At 51.2% G+C, this 16450-nt stretch carries 16 protein-coding genes; 11 read left to right on the top strand and 5 right to left on the bottom strand.

Translation table 11 applies throughout. The features are described 5' to 3' along the window. Positions 1 to 311 precede the first annotated feature (311 nt). Positions 312 to 794 carry a sigma-70 family RNA polymerase sigma factor gene (locus QWT68_RS09845; RefSeq protein ID WP_290148156.1) on the bottom strand — a complete coding sequence of 161 codons (483 nt, stop codon included), beginning with the start codon at positions 792 to 794 and terminating at the stop codon, positions 312 to 314. 301 nt (positions 795 to 1095) lie between these two features. Here QWT68_RS09845 and QWT68_RS09840 point away from each other — a divergent pair, with 301 nt between their 5' ends. Continuing rightward, positions 1096 to 1485, top strand: a complete 390-nt coding sequence (locus QWT68_RS09840) for a hypothetical protein (RefSeq protein WP_290148155.1) — start codon at positions 1096 to 1098, stop codon at positions 1483 to 1485. A 489-nt stretch (positions 1486 to 1974) separates the two neighbouring features. On the opposite strand, the gene QWT68_RS09835 is transcribed toward QWT68_RS09840, so the two are convergent. Next, on the bottom strand, positions 1975 to 2403 hold the full coding sequence (locus QWT68_RS09835) for a hypothetical protein (protein ID WP_290148154.1): 429 nt from the start codon (positions 2401 to 2403) through the stop codon (positions 1975 to 1977). 325 nt (positions 2404 to 2728) lie between these two features. Here QWT68_RS09835 and QWT68_RS09830 point away from each other — a divergent pair, with 325 nt between their 5' ends. The 3 genes from QWT68_RS09830 to QWT68_RS09820 all read left to right on the top strand — a co-directional run bounded on the left by QWT68_RS09830 (position 2729) and on the right by QWT68_RS09820 (position 5602). Further along, positions 2729 to 3832 carry a DNA sulfur modification protein DndB gene (locus QWT68_RS09830; RefSeq protein WP_290148153.1) on the top strand — a complete coding sequence of 368 codons (1104 nt, stop codon included), beginning with the start codon at positions 2729 to 2731 and terminating at the stop codon, positions 3830 to 3832. Further along, on the top strand, positions 3826 to 4863 hold the full coding sequence (locus QWT68_RS09825; protein ID WP_290148152.1) for a DNA sulfur modification protein DndB: 1038 nt from the start codon (positions 3826 to 3828) through the stop codon (positions 4861 to 4863). The genes QWT68_RS09830 and QWT68_RS09825 overlap by 7 nt, the downstream gene beginning before the upstream one ends. Before the next feature lie 151 nt (positions 4864 to 5014). After that, the gene (locus QWT68_RS09820) at positions 5015 to 5602 is read left to right on the top strand and encodes a competence protein ComK (RefSeq protein WP_290148151.1); all 588 of its coding nucleotides are present in this window, start codon (positions 5015 to 5017) and stop codon (positions 5600 to 5602) included. A 332-nt stretch (positions 5603 to 5934) separates the two neighbouring features. Here QWT68_RS09820 and QWT68_RS09815 read toward each other — a convergent pair whose 3' ends face one another. After that, positions 5935 to 6765 (bottom strand): hypothetical protein, encoded by an 831-nt coding sequence (locus QWT68_RS09815; RefSeq protein ID WP_290148150.1) that lies wholly within the window; start codon positions 6763 to 6765, stop codon positions 5935 to 5937. Beyond that, complete coding sequence (locus QWT68_RS09810; RefSeq protein ID WP_290148149.1) at positions 6753 to 7175, bottom strand: hypothetical protein; 423 nt, start codon at positions 7173 to 7175, stop codon at positions 6753 to 6755. The genes QWT68_RS09815 and QWT68_RS09810 overlap by 13 nt, the downstream gene beginning before the upstream one ends. A 357-nt stretch (positions 7176 to 7532) precedes the next feature. On the opposite strand from QWT68_RS09810, the gene QWT68_RS09805 reads away from it, so the two are divergent. Then, positions 7533 to 8699 (top strand): M20 family metallopeptidase, encoded by a 1167-nt coding sequence (locus QWT68_RS09805; protein ID WP_290148147.1) that lies wholly within the window; start codon positions 7533 to 7535, stop codon positions 8697 to 8699. A gap of 158 nt (positions 8700 to 8857) precedes the next feature. On the opposite strand, the gene nhaC is transcribed toward QWT68_RS09805, so the two are convergent. Beyond that, complete coding sequence (gene nhaC, locus QWT68_RS09800) at positions 8858 to 10291, bottom strand: Na+/H+ antiporter NhaC (protein WP_290148146.1); 1434 nt, start codon at positions 10289 to 10291, stop codon at positions 8858 to 8860. Between the two features lie 225 nt (positions 10292 to 10516). On the opposite strand from nhaC, the gene QWT68_RS09795 reads away from it, so the two are divergent. The 6 genes from QWT68_RS09795 (at position 10517) to QWT68_RS09770 (ending at position 16405) form a co-directional block, all read left to right on the top strand. After that, on the top strand, positions 10517 to 11419 hold the full coding sequence (locus QWT68_RS09795; RefSeq protein ID WP_290148145.1) for a LysR family transcriptional regulator: 903 nt from the start codon (positions 10517 to 10519) through the stop codon (positions 11417 to 11419). A 534-nt stretch (positions 11420 to 11953) separates the two neighbouring features. Then, positions 11954 to 12115 carry a hypothetical protein gene (locus tag QWT68_RS09790; protein WP_290148144.1) on the top strand — a complete coding sequence of 54 codons (162 nt, stop codon included), beginning with the start codon at positions 11954 to 11956 and terminating at the stop codon, positions 12113 to 12115. Continuing rightward, positions 12082 to 12495 carry a DUF7713 domain-containing protein gene (locus QWT68_RS09785; RefSeq protein WP_425313933.1) on the top strand — a complete coding sequence of 138 codons (414 nt, stop codon included), beginning with the start codon at positions 12082 to 12084 and terminating at the stop codon, positions 12493 to 12495. Before QWT68_RS09790 ends, QWT68_RS09785 begins: the two co-directional genes overlap by 34 nt. Before the next feature lie 433 nt (positions 12496 to 12928). Then, complete coding sequence (locus QWT68_RS09780; protein WP_040287471.1) at positions 12929 to 13777, top strand: MurR/RpiR family transcriptional regulator; 849 nt, start codon at positions 12929 to 12931, stop codon at positions 13775 to 13777. 14 nt (positions 13778 to 13791) lie between these two features. Further along, entirely contained in the window at positions 13792 to 14835 is a 1044-nt protein-coding gene (locus tag QWT68_RS09775) for a serine hydrolase domain-containing protein (RefSeq protein ID WP_040287470.1), read from the top strand. Between the two features lie 13 nt (positions 14836 to 14848). Continuing rightward, the gene (locus tag QWT68_RS09770) at positions 14849 to 16405 is read left to right on the top strand and encodes an ABC transporter substrate-binding protein (RefSeq protein ID WP_040287469.1); all 1557 of its coding nucleotides are present in this window, start codon (positions 14849 to 14851) and stop codon (positions 16403 to 16405) included. Positions 16406 to 16450 lie beyond the last annotated feature (45 nt).

The following is a 16450-nucleotide window of genomic DNA, read 5'->3' as shown; positions in this document are numbered from 1 at the left end:
AAATTTTTGTTAACGAAATAGTTGTACACAATGAATGCCGAGATATATTCAATGGCATTGAAGTTTTTGATAGAGGGGTATTATTTCCTCCACAGTCCGCTTAACCGCTTTGTAAAGATGAAATTTCATTCGCTGAATATCAAGATAAAGTGAGATACTCGATACCAGGTTTTAAATCGAACGGATGCTATTGAGCACCCATTGAGCAATTGATTGTTAGCAATTTCCCATTCGTGCGGCTATGACGAATGTACTTTAGACAAAAAAGACTTCCCGGGAATTTCTCCAGGAAGTCTTTTTTGTCCTGCTGATTAGTTCTTGAGCTGCCCCCTTAACTTCGCCAGCAGCCGTTCTCGCCGCTTCTTCACACCCGCCACCGATATCCCGAAATGGGCCGCGCAGGTGGTCTGCGTTACACGGTCTTCGTACAGGAGAATGAGCAGTTCCTTCTCCTCTGCTGTCAGCTTGACCAGCGCCTCTTCCAGCCGGCTGAATGTCGATGTGTCGTCCTCCGTCTCCGAACCTGCGTACTCCAATAGGTCGTCTTCCGCAGGGACATGGACATCGTTGAACCGCGTTTCACGCTTCAGTTCGTCGAGCAGTGCACCGCGGATGGAGCGGTAGGCGAATGGCGCGAAATCCCACTTAGTTTCATCGAACCGGCTCCACGCCTGCCAGAGCGCGATGCGGCCCGCCTGGCGGAACTGTTCGAACTCGCGGTAGATATGCAGTTTGCGGATGATCGAGGAGATCATCGGCTCGTACTGCTCCAGCACTTCTTCAAATGGACTCATGATAAGCAACCTTTTCAGGTCGTGCACGACGCGTTGTATTCCCTGGGTGAGTCCATCATAAGAGAGGCCGGGCAGGGAGGCGAACGGCGGTTTTTGAAGAATGGCCGGGGCATTCTTGAGAAATGCCCGGGTGTTTCTGGAGTTTGGGCAGGGGATTGTTGAAAATGAGAGGTCTTTTCAAAAATAGGCTTTAAGTTTTCATGCTATGAAGAGTGTGATAAACTGTGTAGTAAACAACACACTTATATCTGGTTGTCTAAAATGGGAAAAGCCGAATACACTTAGGGAAGGACTGAGGAAAGTGAGTGTGGAGCTGGTGCCGGAGAAAAGACGGAAGAAAGTGAACACAGGGACACTGGAATTTTTACGTCACAATGTGTACAGCGTGACGGAGCTGACACGGCAAAAGAAATTGACGGAGATTCTGGATTTGTTTGCAGAGCGGACGAGTGAAGAAGTTTTCGTCATCCAGAATGCTAAGAAAAAGGATGCGCAGGCTGTGATCGTGGATCTTCAATATTTCCAGGAATTGCTTCGGCTGAAAGAAGAGATGGAGCGTGCTATGGATGAAGTTGCCCTCCAGGAAGCGGGGGGACGGATTGGTGAGGCGGCCGATCTCAAGCTGACAGATGTGTTCGATGATGCGGAGATTGACACAGATGCCATCCTTCGGCAGCTCCAGGACGAGTGAACATGAAAACCTTACGAGAATTGGAAGATTTCTTACTGGATGCATATCAAGTGGAATTGCGGTTCACCGAGGAAGCGAAAAAAGATTTGAAGACCATAGGGAAAGGTCGGCAGCAGGACATCCTGCTGCTTCTTGCGCGACGTGCGAAACAGGGACCGCTGTTCAGACCGGATGGCGTGGCAGAGTCTCTCCGCAGCCCGCTCAACGGCTTTGCAAAAGTGAAATCCCTTTCGCTGGGTATCCGGATCATCTACCGCCCTGTGCCTGGGGCGCCTGTACGGATGGAGGTCATTGCAATCGGTCCGCGTGATAAATTAAAGCCTATAAGCTTGCCATGGAACGGCTGGAAGGGTTTGGTGAGGGGTTGGACTGAGAAAGGCAGCGGCGGTACAGCCGAAGACATCCAAACGCAAGTCGGAGAAACATGCCTGCGTGCGATTGAGTCCAGCTTGCGGCCGGATCCTGTACAGCACACAGGCACGCAGATGATTATGGCTTCCGGAGCTCCAGATTTTCCAGGCCGTTGTTTTCAAACTCGATTTCATAGTTCCCGGCAGTTTCAAAATACTTCGCCGTGGCATCGCCCTCTGAGGCGAACACGTTTTGCGTCCTGGCCAGGTCCCGCCGCGCCAGTCGGCCGGCGAGTTCGTTCCAGAACACTTCATTGTCATTCTCTTGGATAATCGGTTCCAGCTGTTCTTCGTACTCCCGTGTCAGAAAATACCTAGCCATTGCTTTGTCTGACACGACAAAATCTTCCGACCCGAAATCTTTGGCGAAGGAGCAGATATACTGGAACAGCTCTTCGTAGCCGATGTGCCGCTCGTCCTCCTCTTTCGCGGAATTGGCGGTCCACTCGCCCAAATACACCAGATCGAGCAGCTGCTTGTATTGTTTCTTCGTGAAATTGATTTTCATGATGATGCCTCCTCTTTTTCTGTCATTGTAGCATGGGATACTGAAAATCTGCTTGTAGTTTGGAGGAGTCAGCGGATGGGCTGGTTAGACTGAGAGCAAAACATAACAACAAGGAACTGAAGAGAGATCGCCATCCCATTTGGGAGCCTGATCTCTCTTTTTTTGCCTACAGTGACCAATCATACATTTCCTGTTCCGTCAAGACTCTGCTAAACAAGCCACTGATTATCCAAATAGTTGATGAAAAGAAATCGTGTGGAAAAATTAGTGTGGACAAACCATAAATAGTATGACTATACTGATAACAATATAGGAGAGTGAGGCGATGGTCGTGGAGGTGGTGAGCAATTTGCCAGGGGAACGGTATGTGCAATTCGGGAAGGATGTCCTGATGACACAGATGCGATTTTTCACTCTGCAGGCGCTGTTCGAAGTGGATCAGGATGTGCAGCGCAAGCTCGACACGAAGAAGAGGGCGGAAATCCGGGACTTCATCCTGGAGAGTCTGAAGTCTGGCCAGCCGTTCTTCTTTTCCCCGTTCGTGTTTTCGAGCCGGCGGCAGATTGCAGCGGGGAATGACGGAGAACTGAGACTGAACGCCGGCAGCAGACTTTACATACTGGACGGTCAGCACAGATGTTCAGCCCTGGCGTCTGCGCTCGGCCATCTGAAATCCATGCAGGAAGCGAATGAGGAGACCGGGGATCTTGCGGAAGCTGCCGTGATCGGCGGGTACATCGATCAGCTGAACCGTCTGCCGATCGCCCTCCAGATCTTCCTGGATCTCACTACTTCGGAGGAAAAACAACTGTTCTCGGACATCAACTCCGAGCGGTCGGAACCGCGCCAGGGTCTGCGCATGCAGTACGATCAACGGGATCCGTACACGACACTTGCCCGGCAGCTCGCAGAAGACCTGAGCGACGACATGGATATCGAAATGGTGTGCAGCCGGCTGACGGCGCAGAATTCGGCGATCACGTCGCTGACGACGATGCGGCGGTGTCTCGTGGCGCTGTTCGAAGGCTCGGCGAGTGAGAAGAAACGCAAATCGGCATTCGGCGGCTATCCGGAAGAGGAGGCGGCGCGCATCGGACGGGAATTCTTCGCGTCCTGGCTCCGGATCTATCCGAAGAAGATGCCACAGCGCGGGAATTTCGTCTGTGCCAAGACAGGCATCCAGATCGCCCTCGCCCAGACGGCGTACCAGCTCGTCAAAGGGGAGGGCATCAGCTACGACGAGGCGATCGACCGGATGACGCTGCTGCGCGGAAGCTGCACATGGAAAGCGGGGGATCCGCTGTTTGCGCATATGTATGAAGCGGCAGGGAAGCGGCTGAAGAACCATGGGACGACAACGAATACGAGGCGGACGATGCGCGGGTTCCTGGCGGTCATCGAACGGGAAAGGGCGTTGGTGCTGTGCTGACAGCGGAGATTTTCGATAAACGGCAGAGTGTGACCGTATACCGGCTGGAAGAACTGATCGACCGGCTGGAGGATGGACGGATCACGGTGCGGGAACCGGCGAAACAGCAAGTGACGCTGATCCGCCGCTACATGCTCGACAACCTGGCGGGCGGCCATGTGTATTTCCCGCCGATCGTCGGTCACATCCCGTGGGAGGACGGACGGGAAGGCCGTCCCGACGGCTTTGCGGTCATTGACGGGACACAGCGTCTGCGCGCGATCGGACAGCTGCGGACCTTCATCAACCGGATGCTCGGCAGTGACGATCCTGAGGAGCATGCGAAAGGCTATCTGATGAACAAGATGCTCGGGTCGATCGAGATCGCCGTGCAGCTGTTCGAAGGGTTCACGGAAGAGGAATCGGACCAGCTCTACATCGATCTGAACACGAAAGGCAAGGCGGTGTCGCTTTCGAAACGGATCTCCTACGACTCGCGCAATGACCTGAACCGGACGACGAACCTGCTTGTGAAGACCCATAAAGGACTGCAGCGGGCGGGTATCGAACTCGAGAAACGGTCGGTGCGCCGGCCGGGCAACCTTAATCTGCTGTCCCTGTCGCAGCTTCGGCAGCTGGTCGGCTACTTCCTGACAGGCAAAGGGTTCCATGCGAAGCCTGACCTGCAGAAGCCGCTCGGGACCGATGAAACGGCCAATCTGACGGTGATCGGTCTGTGGCTGGATGAGCTGTTTGCGCTCGTGCCGGCGGAACACATCGGGGACTACAGCCAGTCGATGCTTGCGAACTTCACCTTGCTGTCGGCAGTGGCCGAGTATGCATTCGACGGACTGCATGCTCTGCCGGCCGAGAAAAGGCAGGAGAAGATCCGCGCACGGATGCAGGGGCTTGCGGGAATCGATTGGAACGCCCGGCATTCGCAATGGCGCGACTTCAGCGGCGAAACACGGAGAGGCCACTATTATTTCGACAAGAATAAAGCGACATACGACGCCCTTGTCGCCTGGCTGCGGCTGAAGGGAGGTGAGTGATTGAGCAGCAGGAACGCAAAAAATCCCCGAGTGTGAAGTCCTGGAAGACATCACTCGGGGAAAGTCAGCCGGGGTGTACCGGCTTATCGCCAGTATACCCTTTTTTACCCCCTATAACTAGGGCAAACATAAAAAAGGGAGGAACCCAACCATGAAACACGACAGTCAACTAGTACTGAGCAAGCAAATCGAAGTTCTGATGCCTGCCTATGACGAAGCGGGGGTGCTGGCATCCCACCGCATCGAAGCGGATAGCAATGATATCATTTCCTATGAACCGTCGCAGATCGTGGATTTGAATCTCCGGCTTGCCGGCTCAAGCCTCCGGGGCGCCCGCGACAGCGCGGAACTCATCCTGCGCTCGCGCAACAAGGCGCCGCTTATCCTGAGCCGGAAGCATGGTGTGTGCCTCATGCCGTTCGCCTGGTGCGGCTTCCCGGACCGCGGCTACGTCAACGAACGGCAAGTGGACGACTACGAGCCGAACGGCCGCCGGTCCACGACGGTCTACATGAAAAGCGGCAACTCCATCGACGTCCCGTGCAGCATCTACGTCTTCGACAACAGCATCAACCGCGCCCAGCGCCTTTGCGGCTGGCTGGCCGACCGTGACGAACGGATCTGCAGGGAACCGAAACTCCCCGTGCAGACCTTCCATATCGGCAAGGGTGCCGGGCTGAACTTCGCTTTGCTCGGGGACGCGAAGCGGAGGAAGAAGGAAGTCGTGAAATTGAAGTGATGGAACGGACCTCTTGCCTGGGTGGCGAGGGGTTTTTGGTGTTTAAAAAAAACAAATAATTTTGAAATGACTGTTGCTGCTTATTGGTATGGAAGTCTGGGGAAACACTAACAGCTGGAGACCTAGATAGGCAGAGTGTTTGGTGACCAGAGTGTTTGGTGACCTGTGCATCGTTCAAATCAGACACCAATCAGAATAGTATCGGAGTTGTGTCATGCACAGATCATCGTGCAGAGCAGAAAAAAGATCGCCATCCCTTAGGGGAAGCGAGCTTTCTTCTGCTTGAATGATTGTACGGAGTGGCCTCCAAGCTATGGTGGTGCTGGACAGTCTTAGTTTTTTGGTTCGGGGATATATGCATACATTTTACCACCGGTCTCCTCCCCGATTATCATCGTATCAGGAATTTCAACCAATGCCGCATTGGTAGTATCCAGTGGGGCAGGTATCAGCTTCTTCGCCTTTAAGATGCTGGATTTCTTATAGTTATCCCGGTTAAAGCCGATCATAACTTTATAATTATCCTCAAGTCCTTTCAGCTTGTTTGAAATCCGTTCAATCAGTTGTTCATTTGTCTGTTCAACCGGATTGAAAGCTGATTGGGTAAGTTCGTACTGATCGTATCCACGGAATCGGAGTAGGTAGGGCTCATAATAGTCTTTTAAAAAGCGAAAATTCATCTCAATGATTTTCTGTGTCTGGTTGAACTTCTGGATTGACTCTTCTAGCACAGTCATATACTTGGCATCTTTAAAACCCCGTAGAATCTCACGTTCTTTCAATTGTTCAATGACCGAAACTATTCCCTCTTGTTGATTATGCAAGGTTGTGATGTCTTGCAAGGTTTCCTTGAATGCATTTTCCACCTGAATATCCTCGGGTCCACTGACAGAGATTCCGCGCTGTTGCATCCGTTCATTCACAATCATCATGTACCCGTTCCTTCCTTGGACGTCTCCTGCCAGGCGGTCTTCGCTATTCGCTAACAGCAGCTTCATGTTCCGTTCTAGCTGATCCAGACTCTTCTGCATCGTGGCCAGCTGTTTTTGTCCGACAGCTGCCGTCAAGATACTCCAGCTATCATTCATGGCAATAGCGGGGTCCAGTTTTCTAATGAGTGTGGCTTGTTCTTTAAACCCTGACTTTCCGTTCAATACAGCCATAGGTGTAAAATGACCTTTTTTCCTTGCCGTGCTAGTAATTGCATGGTTCCATTTTTGAGCTCCTCCATTGTTTCCTGACTGAAATGCACCTTATAAGATTTCATGTTATTGAATACTGGATAGCCGATCTGGACAGTCTGCCTCATCACTTCTTGCATGGCATCGGGAATATGAAACTTCTGGAATCCTGCCGGTATGCTTTCCGGCTTGTCGAATTCTTCAACGGTTGGCAGTTGCGGCGCTTCGTCAGTTGCCAGTGGCTGGCCACTGGTCGATATATTGAGTGGCAATCTATCCATCTGTTCTGTTTCAAAGAACACGAAGTTCTTTCTCTGCTTATAAAGCCAATAGAGCAGCATGGAGACAAATATAAGTCCCGTCACAATGGCAATACCAATTAAGTTGTCCATCGCAGTATCAACTCCCGGGTTTTCTTATCTTCTTGTCGTGTTCCCTGTTTTATGCTGTCCTAACTTTAATACTCTATTTGAACCCATTATGTTTGGTGATCTGTGAATCTCCGGAATTACATACGATTCAGAATAGTGTTGGAGTTATGTGGTGCACAGGTCATCGATCAGAAACCAGTAAGATAGGGAAGCTGCAGTTTTAAGCAGAACAAGAAAGGTTCAAATGCCAGTCTTATATCATTCATATATCAGTGAAATAGTTTATATATATTTCACATATGAATCGCATCCATTTACACTGATCTATAGAGAACCGGATTAGATCGGGGATTGTCACCTCAAGGAGGAGGTTTCACAATGGATGAGAAAATAACAAACATGTGTCAATTTATCCGCGAACAAGAACAGGTGGCGAAGAAGTATTTGCGGCAGCTGGTCAATACAGACAGTTATTCCTACGATCCGAGCAGTGTGAATGCGGTGGGAGAAATTATTCAGGAATTGCTGCGTCATTATGATATTCCATTCACTGTGCGGGAAAACGAGTCATACGGCAATCATATTATCGCTACAGTAAAAGGAAGACAACCGGGGAAGATTCTGTTGATGGGCCACCAAGATACGGTCTTCCAAACTGGAACTGCAGCCGGACGGCCATTCTCTGAGGATGGAACGTTTGCATACGGACCAGGTGTGTCGGATATGAAAGGCAGCTTGGTCAGTATGATTGTGACAGCGGCAGCTGTAAGCATGTTTGCTTCTACGGACATTTGCGATCTTGAATTGCTATTCACGCCAGATGAAGAAATCGGATCACCGGTTTCCGAGGCTGTCATCCAAGAGCGGGCTGCAGATGCAGCCGGCGTCTTCAATATGGAACCAGCCCGGCCGGATGGATCGGTAGTGACCTCCAGAAAAGGCTCCGCCCATCTGATAATCAATGTTACAGGGAAAGCGGCCCACTCAGGATCCGCCATCGAACAAGGCATCAGTGCAATAGATGAACTGGCGCACAAAATCATTGCAATCAAACAGCTTATGGATCTGGAGAAAGGCGTGACCGTCAATATCGGAACTATCGAAGGGGGCATCGCTAATAATACAGTGGCACCGACAGCCCATTGTACAATCCATACAGGATTTTGGAGGGTGTGTGAGTTTGAACAGCTGAAATCGGCTATACAGGCGATTGCGGATCATTCCTATATCGAAGGGACGGTTTCTGTACTGACGGTCGGCTCAGGCATCCTGCCGATGGAGGAAAGTGAACAATCCCGTAAGCTGTTTGACATCGTGAAACTGGCAGGGGAACAGGTAGCGGTCCCTGTGAAGGGAACGGCGACCAAAGGAGCCGCAGATGCCGGCTTCGCTGCGGCGCTTGGTGTACCGACAATTTGCGGGATGGGTCCAGTCGGCGGGAACTGGCATTCAGAAAGTGAGTACCTGATACTTGATTCCTTGGTACCCCGCATGCAGCTGACGGCTGTCAGTCTTCTGTTGTATTGCCGGTCGATGACGAGATGACGAATGGACAAGATAGTTTGGCAGAACTAAAAAACCGGACGTCCCAAGGATAGTTGTTGACTGTCCCCCGGGGCGTTCGGTTTTTCGGGTGTTATTAAATTGTCGAGTCCCTGTAAATCGTTCAGTCTGGACACGATTCAATCAGGCATACAAGAGGTTCACTCGGCAGATTCGGCTGTTTCATCGCCAGGCGCTAACTTGGTGATCCCGATACCCGTATACCCGAGAATAATCGCGAAAATGAATCCTGTGTAACAAAGCACTGCCCAAGGCAGATAACTGAACGTAGAAACGCCCAGTGTCCCGGCGATGAACACACCGGACGTCGACCAGGGAACAAGAGGAATGACGACAGTCCCCGAGTCTTCCAGGGTACGTGAAAGGTTTTTGGCGGCGAGGTTCTTCTTTCTGTACGTATCTTTATAAAGCTCGCCCGGAATGATCAGCGGCAGATAGGTGTTGGCAGTCACCAGAGCCGTCGTGATGCAGGATAGAACGGTAACCAAGATTAGGTCGCCTGTCCGTTTTACGAGTTTCACCAACGCATTGACCAATACTTCCAGACAGCCGGATACGGAAACGATGCCGGCGAATGAGAAGGCGCAAAGTGCGATCAGCACGACACCGGTCATGGACTGCATACCGCCCTGATTGACCAGCCGCAACACTTCGGGAATCACAGCATCGGCATCGAACCCGGCTTTGTTGACCATGGATACGTCAAAACCTGAAACGGTGACTTGAAACGCATTCTTCACCGTGAATCCCTGCACAAAGATGGCAATGATGCCTGCAGTGAACGAAGAAAGAACTACCACAGGCAGTGTCGGCAGTTTGCGGATCGTGCCATACAGGATGATGAGTGCAGGAACAAGCAGCCAAAGACTCCAAGTGAACATCCCATCCAGACTGCTCAGCATAGCATTCGTCTGTGCGGAGCTGTCTGCCTGTACGTCTGATGAGTTGAAACCGACTATCGCGTAAACAATCATCGCCACGGCAGCGGCCGGAACCGTCGTATACAGCATATGTTTGATGTGCTCATGGAGCTCTGTGCCGACGACCAGCGGTGCTAAGTTGGTCGTATCGGAAAGCGGGGACAGTTTGTCGCCGAAGTATGCTCCAGATACGATAGCCCCGGCAGTTGCGGCGGCAGAAACATCCATACCGGATGCAATCCCCATTAATGCAACACCCACCGTTCCGATGGACCCCCACGAAGAACCAGTGACGATGGAGACGATGGCGGATACGACAAATGCTAAAAGGACGATGAACGACGGGTTGATGATTTTCAATCCGAAGTAGATCATAGCGGGAATTGTACCTGCCATCGTCCACATGCCGATCAAAATACCGATGGAAATCAGGATCAGCAGAGCAGGCATCGCGGCATCTATCTTTTCCCGGATACCTGCAATCATCTGGTCCCAGGAGACGCCTACCCGCAGGGCGATGACACCGGCGAACAGCGAAGCGAGAATCAGCAGCGGTTCGATTTTAATACCATAACCAGCGAATCCGATCGACGTCAGCAGCAACATGACAATAATTGGAAGAATCGCTTCGAACAATGTGGGCTTTCTAGTCATCTGAATCCCTCCAAGTAGTAGGTAACCCGAGGCCTTTCAGTCGGGCAATTATTAAGATCACATACCTTATCGGTGGTTAAGCGCTTACACGTGAAGTGAATGTTCTGCATATATGATGAAAAAGAATACTTTCAATTATAATGAGAATTCAGTAAGATTGAAAATATATAGTTTATGTATAGTTGATACTCACATGATATGACTATAAAAAAGGAGGACGAAAAGTTGAATTTACACAGGCTGCGCTGCTTTACACAAGTGGTGGAGGAAGGAAGTGTATCTAAGGCGGCGAAAAAGTTGAATATGGCACAGCCGCCATTAAGTATGTTGATACGCAAGCTGGAGGAAGAACTGGATGTAACTCTTTTTGAGCGCTACAAAAAGAGGCTTCTGGTCACAGAAGTCGGCACCCTTCTCTATCATAGAGCAAAAGAGATTTTGTCCATGTCGGATAACATCCAGCAAGAGATAGAGGGATTTGGAAATGGCATCAAAGGCACCGTCCGAATCGGCACGTCGACCTCCGCCAGCATAACCTTGATTCCGAGCATTTTGGAAGACATTCAGCGGCAGCAACTCGATATCACACTGGAGGTTCGGGAGGGGAAGTACACCGATATCCTGCGCGAACTGCGAAACAACGAAATCGATATTGGCCTGGTCCGCAATACGTCATTGGCCGATGACCTCGAGATTGTGGAATTGGTCAAGGAACCGTTATTGCTGGCTCTGCCACCATCCCACCACCTGCTTACAAAATCTTCAATTACTCTGCAAGACTTACGCTATGAATCTTTCCTCATGCAGCGTACGACACTTGGTCATAATATATCGGATGTCATACTGGAAGCATGCCAAGCAACTGGATTCATCCCGGCGATCAGCTACTGGGGGACGACCTCGTTGCCGATTGTCCTGATGGTAAAAAAGGGCGCAGGAATTGCATTCATACCTCAAAGTTTCCGGCAGCTTCATGACGACATGGAGCTGCCGCCTCTTCTGAAATTGCCTTCACCTGATTTATACAGTTACCAAAGCCTGATCATGCTGAGAGACCGCTTCAAATCACCCGCCGTACAAAAAGTCGTCGAACTCACCAAACATATGACGGACAGGCTGTCAACCTGAAATAATGACAGGGGATCCCACGCGTGTTTATTAACCAAATAGTTCCATCAAAATGAATACAAAAAAGAGATGCCCCACGTAAAATGTAAGTTACGACACCAACATTTACGAAACGAGGTCATCTCCATGAATAAGAATACCACGCTTCAGACACTGATTGAAAGCTTTCTATCCAAAGAAGCGTTACAGGCAATCCTGAACGAGTTATAATATGAAGAAACCTCCCGAAAATGCACGGTTTCCGTTCTTCTTTCCTATCTCATCCACGCGGCTGATATATGTGAAAAAAGAAAGGAAGATACAAAGAAAAATAAAAATATAATCGTCCCTACAACAGAGCAGTGGGAAGCCAATTGTAATGTGGACAGCATGCCTGAGGAGGAGCCAGAGGAGCCGGATGAAAATGCGAAGACGGCGTGGCGGGATCCCGACGTGACAGTGGAGTACCTGACGGCCGGTACAACAAAAGAATGATCATGCACGGTTGGATTATGCTTTTTTCTAATCACGTAAGGAAATGATAGGAAGGATTGGATGATCTGTGAGAGCTGCGAAGAGAGGGAAGCGATGGTGAGGGACGGTGAAGAGTCGCTCTGCATGGCCTGCCATACTGAGCGGCAGGCAGCTGCCTATCGGGTGCCGCTTCCAGGTCTGCCAGCGTCATTCGGGGCGCGGATGCCGATGGGGTCCATCTGATTCTTGAAGTAGAGTGGTCGATCCATCCGGGGGCTGTCACGCTGACGCCCCGGGAACGTGGAGAGTTCGGTTATACCTTTGCCGTGGACGGGGAGGTTACGGTCGATCAGCAAGAGTTGTATTTCCGGCTTGTCCGCAAAACACGCAGGGGACTTGCTGTCCGGTATGTGGAAGACAAAATGTTTCCGTCCGGCCAGCCATATCTCTCCAGCCGTGACATGGTATTGAAAGGCATGCTGCAGTATGATCCGTCTGATGAGGAATTGCCGCTGATGGTCATTGACGGCCAGCCATATTCCTGGGAGGCAGTCGGCCGGATGCTGTCAGCTTTCGAAGGGTTCCACGTCACAATTGAGATGGCGGATTTGGCGGACGTGTAGGAAGAGGGAGTGTGACTTGATGGCAAAATCATCAGGTCTATTTCTAGTTTCAGGGTGATTCAATAGTGGTAAGCCGCTGTCCGAATTTTCATGGGCAGCGGTTTTTTGCTGTGCAATGAGAAAACTGGCGACAGTTGAATTGTGCCTGGCTGCCGATACATTCGGCGAAGTGTCCGATACTTCACAAGTTATGGCCGATACCGCCGCCCGAGTGTCCGACACTTCACAGGTTATGGCCGATAGTTCACACATTTTGGCCGATACCGCTCCGATTCGAATCCCCATCGCCCCTCATCGATCATTTACCCGCCAAATAACTGTAAAACATTACGAAACCCCATTGACTTTTCAGAATTGGTAGATTAGCATGAAGTTTAACTAGTAATCTTTTAGAAAGTTCTGTAGTTAAACTTCATATGCTGGGGGAGATAGCATGAACAACACCCTGGAACGCATCAAACAGGGGCTCCATTCACTGAGTCCCTCAGAGAAAAAAGTGGCTGCCTTTATTCTAAATGATCCGGCCTGCATCCTGACAATGCCGATTGCGGAGCTTTCCGCGAAATCACATGCCAGTGAGGCGACCATCATCCGGATGTGCCGGGCCTTGCAGTTCAAAGGCTACCATGACTTGAAGCTCGGAATTTCAGCCTCTCTTAGCAGTCACCAGGCAGAGGGGAAGACCTACTACGCCGATATGCCGGCGGATCAGGGGATGGACCAGATTGTCGATTACGTTTCCTATACGGCTATGCAGTCCATCAAGAGCACAATCTCCCTGGTGGATCGGCAGCAGATGGAGGCGGTTGTGGAGCTGCTGCTTTCGGCCCGTCGGATTGCGGTGCTCGGTGTCGGCGCTTCCGGCATCGTGGCGCTCGATTTCGAGCAAAAATGCAAGCGAATCGATACGTGGTGTGAGGCGTTGACTGACAGTCACACACAGCTGATGACAGCTGTCCACCTTACCGAAAAGGATGTGATGCTCGCGATTTCATACTCAGGCGAGACGAAGGAGATCGTGGAAGCTGTCCAAGTGGCAAAGCAGCGCGGTGTATCGGTCATTTCCCTCACGCGGTATGGCAGCAACAAGGTTCGAAGTCTCGCGGATATTGCGTTGTATGCATCCCCAACGGAACACAGCATTCGGAGCGGAGCGACCGTTTCCCGCATTTCACAGCTTACGGTGATCGACATTCTCTTCATGGGCATGGTTTCCAAAAATCCGGATTCCTCTGTCGAGCGGCTAAACCGCACCCGGGAAGTCATCAGGAACAGGAAGTAACGGAGGTGAGGAAGATGGGACAGATGGAAGCGCTCGATGACATCATTAAAGAACACATTGAAAGCGGTTACTTTTCCGCGGCTGTCTGCAGCATTTCATTGGATGGAGAATCGGTATACAGAAAAGCATTCGGCGTCTGTGATCTGGCGACGGTGGAACCGTGCCGCACGGATACCCGGTTCGACATCGCGAGTATCACGAAAATATTCACCTCGACGGTGATTCTGCACATGATCACGGAGCGGCGGCTGACGCTTGATACCTCTCTTGGCGAATGCCTGCCTGCTGCTAAATCTCGGCCGGAGCTGACCTCGCTGACCATCCGGCAGCTACTGACGCACAGCAGCGGCCTGATCGCTTGGTATCCGCTGTATACGCAGCGGGGGCGGTCATTCTATGAAGTCCTGGACTCCATTCCTCTGCTGCATGAGTCTGCAGAGAAGACGGTTTACAGCGATTTGAATTTCATGCTTCTCGGGAAAGTGATCGAACAGCTTACAGAGATGACGCTGGAGGAGGCGGTTTGTGAGTACTTTGGAAACCGGTTGGACTTGGACTCCGTTACCTACCTCCCTTTGGATAAGCACAACATTGCAGCAACGGAATTCGGCAACCGCATTGAGAAGCGGATGTGCAGCGAACGCCATCTTCACTTTGATGGATGGCGCGATGAACATACGGCAATCGTCGGGGAGGTGAACGACGGAAACAGCTATTACTTCTTGAACGGGACAGCAGGGCACGCGGGGATTTTTTCAGATGCGGACGACTTGGTGACACTCGGGAACTTGTATCTCGGAGTGAAGGGTTTCCTGTCCGATGAGCTGCTGCAGGCTTGCGAAAGCCGCCAGGTTGGTGACAGGGGGCTCGGCTGGGACTTCGGGGAGACCTTTCCGGAAGGGTTCGGTCATACCGGCTTCACCGGGACCGCCTTATGGGTCGTCCCGGAACGGCAGCTCATCGTCAGCCTGCTGACCAACCGGCTCCATAGCCGTGAGCCGCAAAACATCACCCCGTTCAGAAAAAAGATTTTCAATTGCATCCTAAAAAACGTGTAGAGGAGAATGACATATGAAGAAGAAGATCTGGCTTTCCTTTCTCATGGTGTTTGCAGTGATTCTGGCAGCCGCCTGTTCGAACGGCAAATCGTCATCGGAGGGATCGGGTGATACCGACAAAGGCGGCTCTTCCGATGCGGAACAGGTTCTCAAGATCGCTAATGATCAGGAACCGGCAGGACTCGATCCGCACAAGACGCCGGCCCATTCCTCGGTGCGGATCTACTCCAAGATTTACGAAGGACTTGTGACGTTCGATGAAAACATGGAGCTCGTCGGCCAGCTTGCAAGCGATTGGGAGCAGCCGGATGACAGCACCTACGTGTTCAATCTGGTGGAAGGCGTCAAATTCCATAATGGACGTGAAATGACAGCAGATGACGTCAAATACAGTTTCGATCGCATCATGGATGAAGAGACGGCGTCCCACATCAGTTCGTATTTTTCGGATGTCAAAAACATCGAAGTGATGGATGACCATCAGATCAAGTTCGAACTGGAACAGCCGAATGCAACGTTCCTGACGAACCTGACCAATTCGAGTGCGGCAATCGTACCGAAAGAAGTCGTGGAAGAGAATGGAGATCTGCAGCAGAATGCTGTCGGAACCGGGCCGTTCGTCTTTGAGAAATGGGTGCCGGACAACAGTGTGACATTGAAGAAGAACGAAGACTACTACGTCGAAGACAAGCCGAAACTGGCTCGGGTCGAATACTACACGATGAAGGAAGAAGCTGCGAGACTTTCAGCCATCCGGACAGGTGAAATCGATATGACGACCCTGACATCGAAATCAGCAGGCTTGCTTGGCAATGATGACAATGTCGATATCAAGGATTATCAGTCACTGGAATACAGCTACGTCGGGTTCAACGTCGACAAAGAGCCATTTAACAATGAGAAAGTGAGACAGGCGCTGAGCATGGCAACCGATCGTGAGAGCATCGCGAAAGTGGTCTGGGACGGAAAGGCGATCACGACAGGACCGATCACCCCTGCGATGGGCGACTGGGCGATTGATGTGAATGAGGAAGACGTCTATATGAACGATACGGACAAAGCGAAGAAGCTCTTGGCAGAAGCTGGCTATCCGGACGGCTTCTCGACAACAATCACAACGGCATCCACTTATGCTGACATGGTCGACACAGCACAGCTTCTGCAGCAGCAATGGGCGGAAATCGGTGTGAAAGCGGACATCAAGCAGATCGAGTGGGGCGAGTATATCGATACATGGTCCAATACATCAGCGGATATCCTGATCGGCCGGAACGGATCCGGAACAGATCCTGACCGCGCGATGAACTACTTCTTCAGCACGGACGGTTCCGCGAACGTCTGGAACTTCTCCAATGAGGAGTACGACAAGCTGGTTGAAGAAGGGAAGCGGACGGTCGATCCGGACAAACGGAAAGAGATCTACGACAAAGCCCAGAAAGACCTTTTGGAACTGTCACCGAACCTGTTCCTTGTGTCTCCTGAGAGTTATGTCGCTGTGCGGAAGGACGTCAAAGGCTTCACTCCGCATGCGCATAATGCAGAAGACATCGATCAGACCTACAAAGAGTGACAGAAGACTGGATCCTCATGGGCAGTGCAGCGTGTGCCGCACTGC

This window comes from Sporosarcina trichiuri (genome assembly GCF_030406775.1).
Lineage (GTDB): Bacteria > Bacillota > Bacilli > Bacillales_A > Planococcaceae > Sporosarcina > Sporosarcina trichiuri.
Note: the sequence above shows the minus strand (reverse complement) of the source record. Positions and strands in the feature narration are given on the sequence as shown.

What these genes read in the sequence shown, in the direction of transcription:
- QWT68_RS09845 (WP_290148156.1), bottom strand. Translation starts at nt 794, where the DNA reads ATGAGTCCATTTGAAGAAGTGCTGGAGCAGTACGAGCCGATGATCTCC.
- QWT68_RS09835 (WP_290148154.1), bottom strand. Translation starts at nt 2,403, where the DNA reads ATGAAAATCAATTTCACGAAGAAACAATACAAGCAGCTGCTCGATCTG.
- QWT68_RS09830 (WP_290148153.1), top strand. Translation starts at nt 2,729, where the DNA reads ATGGTCGTGGAGGTGGTGAGCAATTTGCCAGGGGAACGGTATGTGCAA.
- QWT68_RS09820 (WP_290148151.1), top strand. Translation starts at nt 5,015, where the DNA reads ATGAAACACGACAGTCAACTAGTACTGAGCAAGCAAATCGAAGTTCTG.
- QWT68_RS09815 (WP_290148150.1), bottom strand. Translation starts at nt 6,765, where the DNA reads ATGGCTGTATTGAACGGAAAGTCAGGGTTTAAAGAACAAGCCACACTC.
- QWT68_RS09810 (WP_290148149.1), bottom strand. Translation starts at nt 7,175, where the DNA reads ATGGACAACTTAATTGGTATTGCCATTGTGACGGGACTTATATTTGTC.
- QWT68_RS09805 (WP_290148147.1), top strand. Translation starts at nt 7,533, where the DNA reads ATGGATGAGAAAATAACAAACATGTGTCAATTTATCCGCGAACAAGAA.
- nhaC (WP_290148146.1), bottom strand. Translation starts at nt 10,291, where the DNA reads ATGACTAGAAAGCCCACATTGTTCGAAGCGATTCTTCCAATTATTGTC.
- QWT68_RS09790 (WP_290148144.1), top strand. Translation starts at nt 11,954, where the DNA reads ATGATCTGTGAGAGCTGCGAAGAGAGGGAAGCGATGGTGAGGGACGGT.
- QWT68_RS09780 (WP_040287471.1), top strand. Translation starts at nt 12,929, where the DNA reads ATGAACAACACCCTGGAACGCATCAAACAGGGGCTCCATTCACTGAGT.
- QWT68_RS09775 (WP_040287470.1), top strand. Translation starts at nt 13,792, where the DNA reads ATGGGACAGATGGAAGCGCTCGATGACATCATTAAAGAACACATTGAA.
- QWT68_RS09770 (WP_040287469.1), top strand. Translation starts at nt 14,849, where the DNA reads ATGAAGAAGAAGATCTGGCTTTCCTTTCTCATGGTGTTTGCAGTGATT.